Annotated in this window: 14 protein-coding genes and 1 tRNA gene; 3 read left to right on the forward strand and 12 right to left on the reverse strand. The window is 60.8% G+C overall.

The window, feature by feature from the left end:
• Nucleotides 1-99 precede the first annotated feature (99 nt).
• Together BMZ70_RS20115 and BMZ70_RS20120 are read left to right on the forward strand one after the other, a co-directional pair.
• Nucleotides 100-2,295, forward strand: coding sequence for a heme-degrading domain-containing protein (locus tag BMZ70_RS20115; protein ID WP_229205514.1), 2,196 nt, complete (start codon nt 100-102; stop codon nt 2,293-2,295).
• Nucleotides 2,296-2,358: 63 nt separating this feature from the next.
• Nucleotides 2,359-2,435: transfer RNA gene (locus BMZ70_RS20120), tRNA-Pro, on the forward strand.
• Between the two features lie 82 nt (nt 2,436-2,517).
• Here the strand turns inward: BMZ70_RS20120 and BMZ70_RS28105 are convergent.
• The 12 genes from BMZ70_RS28105 to BMZ70_RS20170 form a co-directional block, all read right to left on the reverse strand.
• Nucleotides 2,518-2,784: a hypothetical protein gene (locus BMZ70_RS28105; RefSeq protein WP_130301095.1), complete on the reverse strand. Its 267-nt coding sequence runs from the start codon at nt 2,782-2,784 to the stop codon at nt 2,518-2,520.
• 67 nt (nt 2,785-2,851) lie between these two features.
• Entirely contained in the window at nt 2,852-4,009 is a 1,158-nt protein-coding gene (locus BMZ70_RS20125; protein ID WP_092278731.1) for a lysozyme inhibitor LprI family protein, read from the reverse strand.
• The gene (locus BMZ70_RS20130; RefSeq protein ID WP_092278733.1) at nt 3,999-5,861 is read right to left on the reverse strand and encodes a putative HlyD family type I secretion protein; all 1,863 of its coding nucleotides are present in this window, start codon (nt 5,859-5,861) and stop codon (nt 3,999-4,001) included. Before BMZ70_RS20130 ends, BMZ70_RS20125 begins: the two co-directional genes overlap by 11 nt.
• A gap of 347 nt (nt 5,862-6,208) precedes the next feature.
• A complete protein-coding gene (locus BMZ70_RS20135) occupies nt 6,209-6,535 on the reverse strand; it encodes a hypothetical protein (protein WP_092278735.1) in 327 nt (108 codons plus the stop codon).
• Between the two features lie 304 nt (nt 6,536-6,839).
• Complete coding sequence (locus BMZ70_RS20140) at nt 6,840-7,325, reverse strand: GlcG/HbpS family heme-binding protein (RefSeq protein WP_165403612.1); 486 nt, start codon at nt 7,323-7,325, stop codon at nt 6,840-6,842.
• Nucleotides 7,326-7,335: 10 nt separating this feature from the next.
• Nucleotides 7,336-9,534, reverse strand: coding sequence for a carboxylesterase family protein (locus BMZ70_RS20145; RefSeq protein WP_092278739.1), 2,199 nt, complete (start codon nt 9,532-9,534; stop codon nt 7,336-7,338).
• A 39-nt stretch (nt 9,535-9,573) separates the two neighbouring features.
• Nucleotides 9,574-10,137 carry a YceI family protein gene (locus BMZ70_RS20150; protein WP_092278741.1) on the reverse strand — a complete coding sequence of 188 codons (564 nt, stop codon included), beginning with the start codon at nt 10,135-10,137 and terminating at the stop codon, nt 9,574-9,576.
• Nucleotides 10,134-12,965: a TonB-dependent receptor domain-containing protein gene (locus tag BMZ70_RS20155; RefSeq protein WP_165403611.1), complete on the reverse strand. Its 2,832-nt coding sequence runs from the start codon at nt 12,963-12,965 to the stop codon at nt 10,134-10,136. The genes BMZ70_RS20150 and BMZ70_RS20155 overlap by 4 nt, the downstream gene beginning before the upstream one ends.
• Nucleotides 12,966-13,222: 257 nt before the next feature.
• Complete coding sequence (locus BMZ70_RS28410; protein ID WP_165403610.1) at nt 13,223-13,369, reverse strand: hypothetical protein; 147 nt, start codon at nt 13,367-13,369, stop codon at nt 13,223-13,225.
• A gap of 69 nt (nt 13,370-13,438) precedes the next feature.
• Nucleotides 13,439-13,795 carry a MarR family transcriptional regulator gene (locus BMZ70_RS20160; RefSeq protein ID WP_092278745.1) on the reverse strand — a complete coding sequence of 119 codons (357 nt, stop codon included), beginning with the start codon at nt 13,793-13,795 and terminating at the stop codon, nt 13,439-13,441.
• Nucleotides 13,796-13,820: 25 nt separating this feature from the next.
• A complete protein-coding gene (locus BMZ70_RS20165) occupies nt 13,821-14,378 on the reverse strand; it encodes a hypothetical protein (protein WP_229205515.1) in 558 nt (185 codons plus the stop codon).
• Between the two features lie 50 nt (nt 14,379-14,428).
• Nucleotides 14,429-16,639 carry a glycoside hydrolase family 3 protein gene (locus tag BMZ70_RS20170; RefSeq protein ID WP_092278747.1) on the reverse strand — a complete coding sequence of 737 codons (2,211 nt, stop codon included), beginning with the start codon at nt 16,637-16,639 and terminating at the stop codon, nt 14,429-14,431.
• Between the two features lie 226 nt (nt 16,640-16,865).
• Between BMZ70_RS20170 and BMZ70_RS20175 the strand changes: the two genes are divergently transcribed.
• Nucleotides 16,866-17,453 (forward strand): flavodoxin family protein, encoded by a 588-nt coding sequence (locus BMZ70_RS20175; protein ID WP_092278749.1) that lies wholly within the window; start codon nt 16,866-16,868, stop codon nt 17,451-17,453.
• The last annotated feature ends 9 nt before the right edge of the window (nt 17,454-17,462 follow it).

Consider the following 17,462-nt stretch of genomic DNA (forward strand, 5'->3'; position numbering starts at 1 on the left):
CAAAACTCCTTGGATAAAAGGTGAGCGCAAAGTTTATCCCAGCGGCGCTTGATGTATTATGAAAACGCTTTCATAAAACATTAAAACGGAGACTCCATAGTGAAATTTGCCACACTGCGTCCACTACTTCCACTGCTATGCCTTGCCGCGGCAACCGACAGCCACGCCGCCATCCGCGTCAACCAACTGGGTTTTGAGCCGCAGTCGGAAAAACTGGCCGTGGTAACGGACGGCGCGGCCGCCAGCTTCGACATCGTAGCGGCAGACACCGGCAAGACGGTTTTCAGCGGCAAGCTCGGTGCGCCGGCAGTGTGGAAAATGTCGGCGGAAACCGTGCGGGTGGCAGACTTCTCGGCGCTCAAAACGCCGGGCGATTACCGCATCAAGATCGCTGGCCAGGACTTGTCCGACCGCTTCGTCATCCGCGCCGACGCCTACCGTGGCCTCAACGCGGCAGCCATCCGGGCCTACTACATGAACCGCGCCAGCATCGCCCTGCCGGAAAAATACGCCGGCGTCTACGCGCGGCCGGCTGGACACCCGGACGACAAAGTGCTGGTGCACGCATCGGCGGCATCGAAGCAGCGGCCGGAAGGCAGCGTGCTGGCCAGCGCCAAAGGCTGGTATGACGCCGGCGACTACAACAAATACATCGTCAACTCCGGCATCTCGACCTACACCCTGTTGGCCGCGTACGAACACTTCCCGCAATACTTCGCCAGGCAAAACCTCAACCTCCCGGAGACGGGCAACGGCCTGCCGGACATTCTCAACGAAGCGTTGTGGAATCTCGACTGGATGCTGACCATGCAGGACCCCAATGACGGCGGGGTGTATCACAAACTGACCAACAAATCCTTCGACGGCATGGAGATGCCGGACCAGGTCAAAGCCACGCCGCGCTACGTGGTCCAGAAAAGCACCGCCGCAGCACTCGACTTCGCGGCCACGATGGCGACCGCCAGCCGCATCTTCAAAGCCTACGAACAGCAGCGCCCCGGCCTGTCGGCACGCATGATGGCGGCGGCGGAAGCGGCGTGGCAATGGGCGCAAGCCAATCCGGCCGTGGTGTTCCGCAACCCGTCCGACATCAAGACCGGCGAATATGGCGACGCCCGCCTCGACGACGAATTCGCCTGGGCGGCGGCGGAACTGTACATCGGCACTGGCAAGGACAGCTACTACCGCGCCATCAAAGCGGACCAGCTGGCGGCTGGCACGCCGGGATGGAGCGACGTCGGCGGCCTGGCGTGGATCTCGCTGGCGCAGCACCGCGCGCACCTGACGCCTGCGGCCGACCGCCAGCTGATCGAAAGCCGCATCGATGGCCTGGCCGCCAATCTCGCCGCACAGTGGCGCAACTCCGCCTACCGCGTGGCTATGCAGGAGCAGGACTTCGTCTGGGGCAGCAACGCCGTGGTACTGAACCAGGCCATGATGCTGCTGCAAGGCTATCGCCTGAACGGCAAGGCCGAGTATCTGAACGCGGCGCAATCGGGCCTCGACTACGTGTTGGGCCGCAACGCCACCGGCTACTCCTTCGTCACCGGCATCGGCGCGCGGCCGGCCATGCATCCGCATCATCGTCCGTCGGAAGCGGACAAAGTGGCCGCGCCGGTGCCGGGCTTTTTGGTCGGCGGTCCGCAGGCCGGCCAGCAGGACAAGAAAGACTGCCCGGTGCCCTACCCGGCCAAGCTGCCCGCCACCTCGTATCTCGATCACGTATGCAGCTACGCCAGCAATGAAATCGCCATCAACTGGAATGCGCCGCTGGTGTACGTCTCGGCCGCGCTGGATCAACTCACAGGAGCCTCAATGGAACAAAAAGTAGAACTGTCCACGCTGATTCGTCAGGAAGAACTGCTGCAATTCGACAGCTTCAGCAACGACACCGCACTGGCGCTGGGCATGAAGGTGATCGAGCTGGCGCGCGCGGCCGGCAAATCAGTCGCCGTCAACATCACGCAGGATGGCACCATGCTGTTCTACCACGGCATGCCGGGCACCAATGCCGACAACGCCAACTGGATCCGCCGCAAGAGCAACCTGGTCAACCGCACCGGCCACAGCTCGTTCTACACCCATACCGAAGTGAAGAACAATGGCGGCGACTACGACGCGCTGCCGGGACTGGACATGAAGGATTTCGCGGCGCACGGCGGCTCGTTCCCGCTGGTGGTTAAAGGCAAAGGCCGCATCGGCACGCTGACCGTCAGCGGCCTGCCGGGCGCGGAAGACCACGCGATGGCGGTGGCCGCGCTGCAAGCGTATCTGAAAGTGGATAGCAAACTGTAATACTCGGGAATTCGGGCGCCCAGTTGAAACGCGCCCGAAAATCTGATGTAATAAAAGCACAGTCGGGGCGTAGCTTAGTCCGGTAAAGCGCCACGTTCGGGACGTGGAGACCGGAGGTTCGAATCCTCTCGCCCCGACCAATAGATCCTATCGACGGGCTTCCAGACATATTCCACGCTGTCCGGATCGACGGGCCAATCCGGACAGCATGGACGCCATGCGTTACATCAGACGCGGCGTCAGATCCTGCAACGCGCTTCCTGCCTGCAGTGCCTGACCGGCGCTACCGAATTGCGACGCCGTCAGCAGGGTATCGGCTGGCGTCATGCTCAGACTGGATAGATTGCCATTCTTCGCATACTGGTACGCCAGATCGCCACCAAGGGCTGCACTGTCGCTACCACTCAGGTAGTAGCTGCTGAGCGAGGGTGACAACGCCCAACTGGTCAGCGATGGATTGGCGGTACGCGCCGCATCGAATGCACTCACCAGTCCGTCGAAGTTGAAGGTTTCAACTTTCTTGTTGTGGATCGCGCTCGAAGAGGCGACGTGTCCCTTATTGTGTTATCGCTGACAGGTTGCAGCGTGTGCCCCCAAAGGCTGACTCGGTATCATCAATCAAGAACTGGCTGGAATAGTGGCGAAGGAATACCGGCGCACCTTGATATCGCATGACAGTGGCCTCCGCCAAACTCTGGACATAGACAGGCGCAGGTCCGCTTAGGTCGTTTTCGACCATGAATGCGCTGTCGGTCCAATCAGCGGGCCGGCAGGTCTCCGTGGCGACAGAGTCGCGCCATGTCCGCGTCGACTTCCGCATCTGCACGACCGTCTGCTGCTGTTGAGCAGTATTGATCGTTTCGTTCGTGCGCGCATCGGTCACTGCTGTGAATAGTGGCGTGGTCCACGCCAGCAACTGGCCGCCGTCAGTCACGAACTTCGCGGCAGCGTCGCGGTAAAAGGCGTCACTTCGACTCCCAGCGGGCGGGTTCGGTGCAAAATATGCTTGTGCCCCCTCACTCGACAGCCTGAGTAGTTTGGCAATCAATGCAAGGTGATCTGCGGCGACGAGGTGCCGCCAAGGAGGCGGTTCCATCCCCGGAATAGTCAGGCTGGCAGTGACGCATGGGTTATCAAGCAACACCACATTATGTCGCCGCCAGTCGGCGGCGTAATGATTCATGTGCGACTCCGCTGCGCGACACAACTGATCTTCTGGCTGGCCGCTCACCTCCGACCAAGGACTATTAGTGGGAACCCAGCCGTTCTTCAGGGTCAGGCGCGTTTCACCGGGCTCGTCTCCCGGGCTGGGAGGAATCAATAAATCCTTTGACATCAATAGCGAGCGTATGCGTCCGACATAGACGTTTCGCAAGCAAGCCTCATCAGCACAAAGGTTACGCTCCCGCAGCCATTTCAGCTGCGCGAGCTTGGCGGATGACTTTGCCGCCGGCGCAGTCCGCGCGTACAGCCAGGCCACGTCTTCGTCAAGCCTCGACAATTCCGCATTGGTGCAGACCTGCTGCTCCACTTCAGTGACGGCGCGCCCGCAGTGGAAACTGGCTGCCGCAACTTGAGGGTGACCGACAATAACCAACATGGCCGTAATCAAGCCAAGCCAATGTCGACGACAACTGCAGTGGAAGTGCTTCATACAGACTCTTTCAAATAAAATTTCCATGTTGGAAAACCAATATTTGGCTTCATCGCTCATGCCCCGCTTCTGCAGCCGTTTTCTGCACCGGCGACAACAGATACTGCAGCACCGTGCGCCTGCCTTGGTTGATCTCGACGATGACCTGCATGCCGGGCGTCAGGCGCAAGGGCTTGCCCTGCGGGTCATGCAGCACTTGCTGGTCGAGCTGGATACGGGCTTTGTAGGAGGCGCTCGACTGCGCGGAAACCGAAATCTTCACACCTTGTCCCAGGCCTATCGTCGAGGTATTCACTGCCTCGGGCGTCCCGGCCTGATCCAGCGGCGCCGCCCAGGAATCCGTCTCGAGTGCGATTCGTTCTCTCAGCTTGATGCCCAGATAACCGTTCTCGCCAGTCTGCGCTTGGTCAATATCGAAATCGTCAATTTTTATCCGGCCATCGCCGACCAGCCCGCCAAATACCAGCAAGGTACCGATCGATGCCCCCGGTGTCATCGCCTCAAACTGATATGTCATGCCAGAGCTGTCGGTCCAGGTATTGACGTCGGCAGCAAGATGGGCATTCGCGCCAGTAATCGCGCTGTTACCAACGTAGAGAGTGCCGATACCGTCCAGATCACTGATGGCATCCGTTTCGCCGTCCGTCAAGGTGGCTAAGTGAAATTCGTTATCGCCGGTGCCGCCGATTAAAGAGCCCTGATCGTTATCGCCGATTTGTGCAGCAACAACCAACCCCTTGACGTAGTCAACGTCGCCATTGACATCGAATACCACCGACTCATTTTGACCGTCTGCATAATGCTCATTGACGACAAAGCGGCCATCCGCGTCAACGATCGCTGAACCTTTATTACCCGCCGCATCCATCCAGCTCGCTGTCCCGGTGTTGCCCGCCCCATAGCTGATGGTGAACTGACTTTTATCCGCGTAGGTTGCCGTTATGCCGTTCAGATTGCCGTCGACAGAATAAGATACCCGGGGCGCAGCTGAAGGCTGGGACTGCGGTCCGGGAACCAATTTGCCAGTCATTGCCCGCGACACCGCGAGTAGATCTGCTTCCATCTTCACTCCCAGCTTCACCATCGCCGGCGCTTGGGCTCCCGTCACCGTGCCCAAGGCAGTCCACACATTATCGCCAGCCTTCAGCAGAGTGCGGAAACTATCCTGGACATGTAACTTCGCTAGCCAGCCGATGGACTCCACCCCCTGAGACAGGGTCGTCAACTCAAAGTCCAAAAGCGCATTTCCGTTAGCCCAATCAAACTCTACCATTGTGCGTTTCAGATTCTTCGACGTGCCACCATACATGATCACATCACCAACGCTAGATTCGTCCGGCGTCCCGAAATTAAGCGGCGCTTTCCAGTAATAGAAAGAGCCGCCCCACCCTCCGATATCCTGCTGAAAATCGGGCGATAGCGAAGAACTGTCGATGGCAGCGCTGATATCGTTGCTGATCATTGATGCAAACGCAGGAACGCCCTTCAAGTTCAAAATCTGATTGAGGACTTTTTCGCCAATCAGGTTGGAGGTCTGCTGCAAGTGCTCATTGATTTGCGTCTGGGTATAGCCGTTCAATTTGTGCCTGTATTCCAGGCCGTACTGGGTAACCCCCTTGATATAGCTGACTGCCGGCTCATGGGCGACATCAGCGGCATTGATCGGCGCAGCTTTGGAAAACCAATATCTGGTCTGCGCGTCGACAGTCTTGCCGTTCACATCAGCGCCCTGGAGCAACTTCCATATTTCGTTATAAATATCCGAGAAAAGCCCGGCTTTGACTGGCAGCTTCGTTGTGTCAACCACTTTTTCTCCGTTGGCTGCGAGTAGCCCGCGGTCTTTGAGCATCTTCTTAATATTCGCAATTTGCTCTTCAGTAAACGCACGTCGATTTTCTTGGCCAGCCATCATGTTCTTCCCCTGGATTATGATTTAAATTTATTTAATTTCCCACTTTCCGAGCATTTTCTCTATTGAATTAATAATATCATCCGTATGATTAACCGCCTCAGATGGAAAAAGCATCATGTATTCAAATTCGTGTTTTTTGCTGAATACAAAAGCCTCGCACTCTGATCCGGGTGCGTGGCAGTTCATATAAAGCTCATACGGCATCTCTGGTTTTGCGACAAATGAATTACCGTCTTTATCGGTATATTTTTTTGCCTCAGGGTGTTCTACAAGATAGTCTTTCGCTATTTGGAAGCTTAGCCCTTTTAAGCCGGATGAAATAGAAACAACGGAAGTTTCGCAGCCGATTATCGCGTCGCATCACCGGCCTCCGCCACCAGCACACTCACCTGATCAGCCTGCAGTATCAATGCTGGGCTAAGCGCTGCTTCAACGTTCTCTTCTTGCGTGCTCATCCAGGCCATCAGAGGAAAAGCTTCCTGATGCAGGTGCAACGCCTTGACACTGCGGCTAGCCGCGTCAAAGCCAAAAACGCCTAATGCCTTTTGCAGCGCATCCACCGTATATGGGGCAGCCAGCTGCTGCTGCGCCAACTCTGCAGAAAAGGGTTTCCGGTGTATCGCACAAATACCCTGCAATATCCAGAGAAAGGATTTTTGGCTGAGTTTTTCCATAAATATCCGCGTGGGCTATTTAAATAAATAAAACAGCTCGATTTAATCGATATCAATCAAGCAAATATATTTATCAAAACAACACCTACCTAAGTACCTGAAAATAAAGAAACTTTATTGAATACTCGACATCAGGACAGTAAATCCCGACGCCTTCAGGCCATTCTAGGCATATTTCCACACGGAAAATCTAACAGAAAATCACAAACCAGAATTAATTACAGTCGATCGTTTGCAATAAGCTACCGAAAATAAAGAAGTTGAAGTGAGTTTACACAGCTATATATATTGGCCCCGCTTTGATTCACGGACTGATCTTTGCCCACGGCAGTATCTTTAACGCTTCGGTCGCGCAGTCTTCGTCGACGGTGCGGCCGCCGCCGACCGCGATCACCGCCACGAATTTTCCTGCTTTGTAGATCGGCAGGCCGCCGGGCGAAAAGTGATAGCGGGTATCTTTGCCGTATTGCGCGGCAAAGGCGGGATCGCTGCCTGCCCTCGTTTGCAGCTCGCGGGTCGAGGCATGGAAGGCCAGCACGGCGGCGATCTTTTGCGGCGCCGTGTTCAACCCGGCCAACGTGGCGTTGTCGCTGGCGAGCGCCACGCGCAGATGGCCTTCCGCATCCGCCACCTGCACGTTGACCGACATGCCGCGCGCCTGGCACGCCCGGATGGCGGCTTGCGCCAGCGACAGCGCTTCCGGTTGCGTAATCAGCGTGGTATCGATCGTTGCCGAGGTCTGTGCGGCGGCCGATCCACATGCCAGCGCGGCGATGAGTAGTGCTTTCATCCTCATCTCCTTACCACGGTTTCTGGGTAGCGAAGAAGCGCAGCCAGAAGTCGGTGCGCTCCGGCGTGGCGATCGGCATCAGGCCCCACTCGTCGCCGAGCCGCATCACCGCAGCTGCCTTGGCGTCGTAGGCCGGCCACTCCGGCAGACCGGGACCGTTCGGATTTCCGGTCTTGACGATATTGGCCCAGTAGCTGGACATGGTGTCGGCAATGCGATGGTCGTCGTCGGTCCACGGACGGTCGGTGGCATACAGATTGCCCAGCGCGTAGTTGATCTCCGATCCGTGGTAGGCGCCGCGCATGGCTGCATCCGGCCCCGGCGGCGCATGGTTCCAGAAATACGTGTACACCGGATGCCCCGAGCCTTGCGACCAGCTGCGCGCCCAAGACCAGGTCGAGATGCGCGAGTTGTCGCGTGCCGCGTCGTTGCTGGCACGCGCGGCCTGTTCATCGTCTGTCGCCGGATAGAGCCTGAGGAATTCCTCCGCCAACGCACCGAACTTGGCATTCGCACTTTTCCGGAACGCCTCCAGCGTGACATTGACCTGCGGCGAGCCGGCGCGCGGCGGCCCGGTACGCGCACGCAGCGCGGCGAACGCGGTTTCCGGCACGGCGCCGGTTTCGTCGCGATTGCTGCCGGCGACGAAGATCACTTTGTTCTGCGCATGCGCGGCATAGGTTGCGCTGTAAGTCTTCGGCAGCACCCAGCCGTCGACTACGGGCCGGAACAGCGGCGGCTTGCCGGCACTGAGTGTCTCGATGCCGGGGTCGATGGTATTGCTGCCTTCGACGATCTGCTGCCACGGCAGCGCGCGCAGCGCCGCCAGATCGCGCACGCCTTTGCTTTCGGCGTAGCGCGCTCCCGCTTCCTCCGCCGGCTTCAACTGGCGATACGACACCGACAGGTAGCGCAATTCCGGATCGCGCGGATCGCGTGCATGGCTCTCGGCGATGGCGTGACGGAACAGGCCTTTGGCCAGCGGCGACACTGCGAGGAATCCGACCGAGCCCGCGCCCGCCGATTCACCAGCGATGGTCACGCGCCTGGGGTCGCCGCCAAACGCGGCGATGTTACGCTGCACCCACTTCAGCGCGGCGATATCGTCCAGCAAACCGTAGTTGCCGGAGGCGTTGTGGCCAGACTCCTTGCTCAACTCCGGCGTGGCCAGGAAGCCCAGCGCGCCAAGGCGATAGTTGAAGGTGACCACCACCACGCCTTTGCGCGCCAGTCCTTCGCCATCGAACAAGGGATGCGCGCCGCTGCCGGCGATGAAGCCACCCGGATATATCCACACCAGCACTGGGCGCGGTTCGCGCTCAGCACCCGCGCCGGTCCAGATGTTAAGCGTCAGGCAGTCCTCGCTCATGCTGTCCGCCGAAGTCTCGGCATCCACCGGCTGCGGGCAGGTATTGCCGAATTTGTCGGCCTTGCGGACACCGGACCAGGCTTGCGCCGGCGCCGGTGCGCGCCAGCGCAACGCGCCCACGGGCGGCGCAGCATAAGGAATGCCTTTGTAGACCGTCACCGATGCATCGCGGCCGACGGTGCCGCTCACCAGACCGGACTCGGTTGGCACAGCTTTGGCATACTCCTCGCTGGACGGCTTGGCGGACATGCCGATCAGATCGCCGCTGGCCAGCACGTGGCCTTGCATGGCGCCGACCGCCTGCTCGAAGGTCAGCGCGGGGTCTGACGGCAGCTTGGTATTCAGGGCGAAGACCTGGAAGTGGTAAGGCTGCTGCTGCGCCGTGTGCGCGTGCGGCCCGGCATAAGACTCGCCGGGGCCATGCACATTGGGACCATAACTGGCGCCGGCCGGCAGCTTGCTCACGCCGGCCGCCAGGCTGGTAACGCCGGCCGACAGGTTGATCGCCGTGAAATGAATCGACGTCCTGACGGCCTTGCCATCACCACGCGGATCGCCCTGCACGATCACCGCATACGACACGGTGCCGCGCGGCCCGGCCGACCAGCGCAGGCCGGGGAAGCGGTTGGCGCCATACTGCGTGTTATCGAGCGGGATCTGGCCGCCGTTGGCGAACGCCGGGCTGGTCACGGTCAGCGCCTTGGCCTGCGCCGGTTCCACCAGCGCGGCGGCGAGTTCGGCCACGTGCCCGACATCCGGCGCGGTCTGCGCCGTGGCGGCCAGTGGAAGTACCGTGACGAAGATGATCGCCAACTTGCATGTGTAGCGTTTGCTGCCCATTGCTTGTTCCTTTAGGTTCTTCAGCGCATGAATCCGCTGCTACTGTACCTTCTGCGCCTCAACCTGGATGCGCAGCAGCGTTTCGGTCTTGAAGCCTTTGCCGAAGGTGATGCCGAACTCGGCACGGTCGAAGCTGCCCCGCGCATCGGCGCCGCACACTTCCACCTTGCTCAGGCCATCAGGCTTGCACAGGAAGCTGTCGATGGTCAGGCGCACCGGCCGCGTCACCCCGTGCAGCGTCAGCTGGCCTTCAACGGCGGCCGGGGTGTCGCCGTTGAACACGATGCTGCCCTTGTAGACGGCGGCCGGAAACTGCGCCGCGTCCAGGATGTCCGGTCCTTTCACGTGGGTATTCAAGGCCGCGTGGCCAAAGTCCACCGAAGCGGTGTCGATGCTGATATCGACCGCACCGGTTTTGGCCTCGCGGTCCAGCGTAACGCTGCCGCTGGTTTTATTGAATTTTCCGCGCCAGATGGACAGGCCACCCTTATGGTCGGCCTCGAAGCTGGGGTACGTATGGCTTGGATCGATCCGGTATTGGACCGATTCGGCCATCACGCAACCACAGGCGGTTGCCAGCGCAATCAGAGCAAGTGTTTTCATAGCTTCATGCGCAGGCCGACGGTGAAGTAGCGTCCCAAGGGGTCATCACCCTGGGCAAAGCCGCCGAAGGTGCCGACCGCACCATTCGCGCCGAGGAAAGCAATCGGCGGCGGCTGGCGGTTGAACAGGTTGGACACATTGAAGAACAGCTGCGCCGTGCGGCTGCCGCCGAACTTGACATCCCAGCCCAGGTTCAGGTTGGTGTAGGCAATGGCCGGCGCATCAGGCGACGACACGATCTGCGTCGGATCGCCGGTGAAGGCCAGGCGGCTGCGCCAGCGCTCGCTGATATCGATCGACAGGTCGCGCACCTTGTAGTTGATGAAGAAGGTGCCACGGATCCTGGCGCTGGCCTGCAGCGCATTCGAGCTGAAGCCGACGCCGCCCATGTCCACCGTCGCCAGGCCCGGCGTTTCATACACGATATGCGGCTGGTAGGTGGTCAGCATGCGCAGGCCGAGGGGATTGTCGAACAGCTTGGTGCGGTAGTTGGCTTCGAAATCGAAACCACGGGTGGTCATGCTGCCGATGTTGATGACGGTGTTGGTGAACGACGTCACGGCATTGGCGGCGCTGGTGTTGCTGAAGCCCAGCGGACGGGTTTGCAGCGCGCAGTATGGCGAGGTACCGCCGCTGGCGTAGCAGGCCGCCTGCACCGATGGATTGGTGCCCTGGATGTTGGTGATGGCGTCCAGCACCTTGATGTTGAAGTAGTCGAGCGACGCGCTGAAGCCTGGAATGAACTTAGGCTTGATCACGAAGCCGGCGGCGATGGTCTTGCCCACTTCCGGTTTCAGGTTAGGGTTGCCGCTGACGGTGACGGGAACGGTCGGGCTCTGGCCGGTCAGGAGGTCGGTGAAGGAACCGGCGTTGGTGGTGCCGGCCTGGAACAGGTCGTTCAGGTTCGGCGCACGAATGTCGCGTGAATAGCTGGTGCGCAGCTTGAGCTGGTCGTTGATTTCCCAATCCGCGCCCGCCTTGTAGGTCCACGCCTGGCCGCTGGTGTCGTAATCGGTGTAGCGGGCGGCGAGGTTCAGGTTGAGATTCCTGGCCAGGCTGGCATTCTTCGCCAGCGGCACCTCGAATTCACCGGCCAGCTCCTTGACCGTCTGCGCCACTTTCGAACGCGGCGCCAGCGTAGGATTCGGATACAGCAAGGTGGTGGCGCTGCAGTTGTAGGTGATGCCGGTGCAATTGGCTTTGTCGGTTGGCACGGCGTCACTGGTCAGGGCGTAGGTCTGGCGGCGCCATTGGCCGGTGACCGCGACATCCACAGGACCTGCCCAGGTCGCAAATGGCGAACCGGAGAGCGTCGCTTCGACTTCGTTCAGCGTGTTCTCCACTTCAAACGAAGTGGCCTGGGTGATGTACTGGATGGCTGCGGCGCTGCTGGCGGTAGGGCCGAACAGATTCAACGGGACGCAGTTGGAATACGCAGCATTGGTCAGCGAAGCCGCGCATACGATCTGGCCGGTGGCCGGATTGACGACGGCGTTGAGTGCCGCCGCCAGGCGCTGGGTGTTCCAGTTGTTATCATTGCGGGTCAGCAGCTTGGCTTTGGAGCTGGTGCCGGAGACGTCCCATTTCCAGCTGTTGTCAAACTCCCCCTTCAAGCCGCCAGCTAGGAAGTACTGGTCGCTCTTGCCGTAGGTATTGATGCGCGGCGCATCGGCAAACACCTTTGCCACGTTGAAGCTGGTGACATTGGCAGCCGCCAGTTGATCTCGATAGGACTGGGCCAGGAAAGGATTGCTGGCACTGAGCGTGGCGCCGTTAAGCAAGGCATTGTAGGCGCCGAAGTTCTGCGTGCGGTTGTCAGTGGCGCTGGCTTCGAGATAGCCGTGTACCGTGTCGGTGAAATCGTAGTCGGTGCGGACGAAGGCCTGATTCGAACGCATCGCGCCGCGCAGCGAACCGTTGTAGTAGGCGCCGTCGCCACCGCTTTCATAGGTGGCGTTGCCGCTGGCGGTGCCGTGCTTGAGTGGGCTCAGCACGCCGTCCGTGGCGAAGTTCATGCCGGCCAGCGGCCCATTGCGTACCAGGCCGCCATAGGTCGAGGTGGCGATGCGGGTGTTGTCGACCAGATGATATGGATTGGCGGCGGTTCCCGCGCCCTGCACGGTCCACTGATGCTCGCCCCAGGGACGGTCGGTGCGGTACAGGACGCCCGGATCGTTGCGGTACTGGAAGCTGGCAATCACGTGCCCGCGGCCGCCGAACAGATCGGTGCCGCCGGCGATGCCGAGGTCGGCCGTCTTGTCGTCGCCATAGGTCGACACGCCGCCGATGGCTTGCACCTTGACGCCGGTGAATTTGGTGTCAGTGACGAAGTTGATGACACCGGCCACCGCATCCGAGCCGTACACCGCCGAGGCACCGCCGGTGACAATATCCACGCGGCGCAGCAGCATCTGCGGAATCATATCGGTATCGACCAGCTGGTCCTGCGTGGTGGCAGGCAGGCGGTGGCCATCCCACAGGATCAGCGTGCGCGGGTAGCCCAGGCCGCGCAGGTTCTGCAGGTTGCCAGAGTTATTGGTGGTGCCGTTGCCGGGATTGCCGTTTTGTCCGCGCGAGCCGGCAAAGATGGGCAGTTCATTGAGCGCATCCGAAATGCTGCCCGGTTTGTTGGTCAGTAATTCGTCCGTGCTGACCGAGGTGAGTGGTGTGGGGCTTTGACTGCCCAGGCTGACGCGCGAACCAGTGACCAGCACTTCAGTCATCGAGGTGGATTCGGCGTTGGGTGCGGATTGCGCTTGCGCGGCTGATCCGATGACGAGCGTACTGACGCCCGCCGCTGTTGTCACGAGGCTTTTGACACGTCGCATTTTTACTATCTCCAGTTGTTGTCGGATCACTGTGCAATCCATTATTTTTTTAGACGTTTGTAGTTTTCAAACATCTTGATGCCCAGCATAGCGACTATCAACTGGTCAGGCTTTACACAAAATGGAGAAACGCTTGCACTTTTCAATTTGGGAAAAGTGCAAGCGTTGTACTTTGGGAGGGTAACGGCCCCGGGAGGCTGCTGCGTCAGGCAGGGTCTTGTTGAAGTGGCATGTAGTTTGGATACATGCTGGCCTTCTCAACTGCTGGTCTTCATCACCGGCGGGAAATTAGTGACCGGTGCTTTTGTGGCGCCCTGATCCTTGGCGGCCAGTGCGCGCAGGTAGGCCGCGTAGGCCTGCGCGATGGCCGCTTCCTTTTGCGTTGTATCCTGCTTCTCTGTCATAGCTCACCCAAAATTGATCTAAATTTTAGAGCAATTTACCTGAGACAGACAGGGAATGCAAATGAAAGATCAGTTGGTGGCGGTGGCTTTCACCATGCACCTGGACAGCTTGTCGAAGTATTTCAGGGCTTCCTGGGTGAGCTCGACTTGCTTGCGGCGGGTGTCTTCGGTATCGGTCAAGGTGAGCCAGCCTTTTTCGCGCATGGAGGTCAGGCGGTTATGGACCGTGGCCGGCGCGCCCAGTTCCTTCTTGCCCATCATGTCGCGCACGGACAGGCGCTGGTCTTCCTGGCCGGCCAGTGCCACGATCGCCAGGATGCGTTCTTCCAAGGGATCCAGCGGCGACAAGGACGGCAAACCGCGCAAGGCGTCCGCAAGCTGCAGGAAGCGCAGGTAAATATCGGCAGGTCGTTTAGGAGGCGTCATATTGCTACAAATTTTAGCACACCGGCTATTGCCGCTGCGGCACAGGCAGCAACGATAGCAGCCACTTGGCGGTGTACAGCACGATCAGGGTCCCCAGCAAGTCGCCGATCATCATGACGATCAGGCCCGGCAGCAAGTTCTCCTCCCCGTGGATGGAGAACCACAGGTGATGCAGCACGGGACTCGCGATTGAGCAGCCCAGCGCGCAGAGCAGCAAGCGCCTGGGCGTCAGGCTGGCCAGCGATGCCTGCCAGCCGAAGCGCGATTGCGCGGCCAGATAAACCAGGTACGGCCCGATCGCCCCGGCAATCGTGCCGGTCGTGGCCCGCAGGACGTCGCCGGGGAAGTAGTACCAGTAGCAGGCCAACCAGCCCGATATGAGCAGCCCTATCGCCCCTGCCCTGCCAAACATCAGCGTGCATAACAGGCGCGTTCCGGCAGGCAGGTAAATCCAGCCTATGCCTTGTAAAAACTCGGCGCGGCGGAAGAACAGTTCATTGGCCATCATCATGGCCCCGTGCAGGCAGATGGTGCCGACGATCATGTAGAGGTCGACCCGGGAGGGCGAGGCAGGCTGGTTCATGCCATAGCTTAGCGCCCAAGGCTGCCTCCAGGCAAGCGGGGCGCTTGATTCTACCGATAGTCCAGGCCAAAGCCAAACGGGTACAAGGTGTCGCCGGCCGGATAGCCTGGCGCATCGGGATCGTTATCGATTACGGCCTGCAAGCGATTCGCCAGTGCGAACGGCAGCTTGCCCTGCGGCTGGGCCTGGCCGCTCAACACGTCCAGCAGCGCGCGGTCGGAGACGCCAAAGGTCGCCACCAGCGCACCCGCATGTCGCAGGCCGCTGGCGTCGTCCAACACGTAGGGATTGCGGAAATAGATGTCCAGCACCGTGTTTGCCGCGCCCACTTCGCCCATCACCGCCTGGATCTCCGCCAGCGATGGCGAGATGCGCCACGACTGCGCCTGCGCCATCGCCGAGAACGACAGGCTGTTGACTTCCCACGGCAGCGCACCGCCGAAGATCAGTCCCATCGCGCGGCCCGGCACAAATTCCGCATCATCGGCGCAGCGCAGGTTGCGCGCCGGGGCCAGCTCGCAGCCATCTTGCGCGCCCCATACCTTGCCGGTGCGCGGATTCAGCCTGGCCGGGTCGGCGCCGCTGTCGGCCCCGCGCGTGCGGTAGCCGCCGGTGTTGACGTTGCTGACGAGTACACGGATCAACGCATAGTCGTGGCCGGCCGCGCTGGGCCGCGCCTGTCCTTGCGCCACCGTGCCGTCGGTGACGCGGTAGCCGTGGCGCTCCGCCTCGGCCCTGGAGACCCCCATCGTGTACAGCGCCGCCCCCGGCTTGAACGGCAGCAGTGGTGCGCCGCCCTTCACGCCGTTTTGCAGCAGGACCACCGACTGCTGCTGCACCTGCAAGCCCGCTGCGCGATTGGCCGCGCTGCCCACCACCGCGTCGGCTTGCTGCGCATCGACGTAGGGATTTTCAAACAGACCAAGCTGAAACTGCTCGCTCAGCAAGCGCGTCACCGCGAGGTCGATGCGCTGCGCCGTCACCAGCCCGGCGTCCACCAGCGCCGACACCGTCGCCCCCTGGTGGAAGCCGGACAGCACGTCCGTACCGCCATTGACCGCCGCCGCAATCCGCTCGGGCACGGTCAGCTGCTCGAGCCCCCACGCGCGATCGCTGACTATGCCGGTATCGGAATTGACATTGCCCTTGAAGCCCAGCTGATCGCGCAGCAGGTGGTTGACCACCTGCGCGTTGAAGGCGAACCCGATCTCCTGATAGTCCACGCCGTCGTAGCGCAAGCGGCGCGGCACGCCGTAGTAAGGCATGATCGACGACACGCCAGCCTTGATGGCGGCCTTGAACGGCTTGAGCGCATACTCGAACTGCCCGGCCGGATACACTTGCGATTTGCCGAACGAATAGTGCGGGTCGAGCCCGTCCTCTTGCGGTCCGCCGCCGGGGAAGTGCTTGATGGTGAGCGCCACCGCCGACGCCGGGTTCAGCGGGCCGCCCTGCAATCCCTCCACCAGCGCGGTGAGGATATCGGCGCTGAGATCGGCGTTCTCGCCAAAGGTTTCGTGCACGCGATGCCAGCGTGGCTCGGTTGCCAGATCGGCCTGGTAGCCATACATGCCGCGTATGCCCAGCGCACGCCATTCCTGTCCTGTCACGCGGGCCAACGCCCGCACCGGCGCCATGCTGCCGACGCCGAGCGCGGCTGCCGCAATGCCGGGCTCCTTGGGAAACTCGCTCAGCACGCCTGCGCCGCTGCCGATGCCGAAGCGCGGGTCGGTCTCGACGTGATTGCGCGGATTGCTCTTGAACAGCACCGGGATGCCAAGCCGCTGCGACTCGGCCAATGCCTGCACCGCATTGACGAAGCCGGCCATCTGGCCCGGTGTCACCGCCGCACCGTTCATGCCGCCGCCATCGGCGCCGCACGCAGCGGGCTCGCCCACCACCAGGTTGCGCAGGATGAAGCGCGTCATGTGCTCGCCGCCGACCAGCGCCGGCGCCTGCGGCGGCAAGGCACCGCCGCAACCGGCATTGAGCGTGTCGATCAACATCATGCCCGCCTTTTCCTGCATGCTCATGCGGCCAAGCAGGTCGGCGACGCGCTGCGGCACCGGCAGGCGCCAGTCCTCGTAGGGGTCGAGCCGGCCATTGCCGTTGGCATCGCGGAACGCCAGGCCATCCACCTTCAGCACCGCCTTGCTGCGCACGCCGATGGCGGGCTGCAGCGGCGCCCCATACACAGCACAGGCTTGCAGCGCAAGGCACACAGGCAGCAAGGCGCGCAACGGCAATCGATCAGGATGCATATTCTTCACCGGAAGTTAAACGTTTGACTTGCGAGCCAGAATAAACCCATCCATCCCAAAGCACCAACCGTGATTTGTGATATCAGCTATCGCGCGCGTCATCGCTTGATAGCGGCGACGCGGCCGGGCCTCTCTGCCATAAGAAAGAGGCCACTCTTTAGTGGGTATGACAACGCCAGCCAGCATCTTATGCTGTGCTTTCGTCTTCAACTACCAGGAGTACTGTATGACCAAAGCAATTGTCGCGGTGGTGTATCACTCGGGCTATGGCCACACCAAACGCCAGGCCGAAGCAGTCCATCATGGCGCCAGCCAGGTGGCCGGCGTCAGCGCAGAAATTTATGCGGTGGACGGCGCCGAGGCGCCGTGGGCCGAACTGGAAAAAGCCGACGCCATCATCTTCGGCGCGCCGACGTATATGGGCGGGCCTTCCGCGCAATTCAAGGCGTTCCAGGACGCCACGTCGCGCACGGTGTATGCGACGGGCGGCAAATGGAAGGACAAGCTGGCCGCCGGGTTCACCAACTCGGCCTCGCGCTCGGGCGACAAGCTGGCCACCCTGCAGCAGCTCTTCATCTTCGCCGCGCAGCATGGCATGCACTGGGTGAATCTTGGCCTGCCGCCGGGAAATAACTCCAGCAAGGGCAGCGAAGAGGATTTAAACCGGCTGGGATTTTTCATCGGCGCGGCGGCGCAATCGAATGCCGACCAGGGCGCCGAGTTGGCGCCATCGGCATCGGACCTGAAAACTGCCGAACATTTGGGCACCCGTGTCGCCCGCACTGCGCTGCAATTCGTCCGTGGCCGTGACTAGAAAAACCGA

The organism is Duganella sp. CF402, assembly GCF_900109645.1.
Taxonomy (GTDB): domain Bacteria; phylum Pseudomonadota; class Gammaproteobacteria; order Burkholderiales; family Burkholderiaceae_D; genus Rugamonas.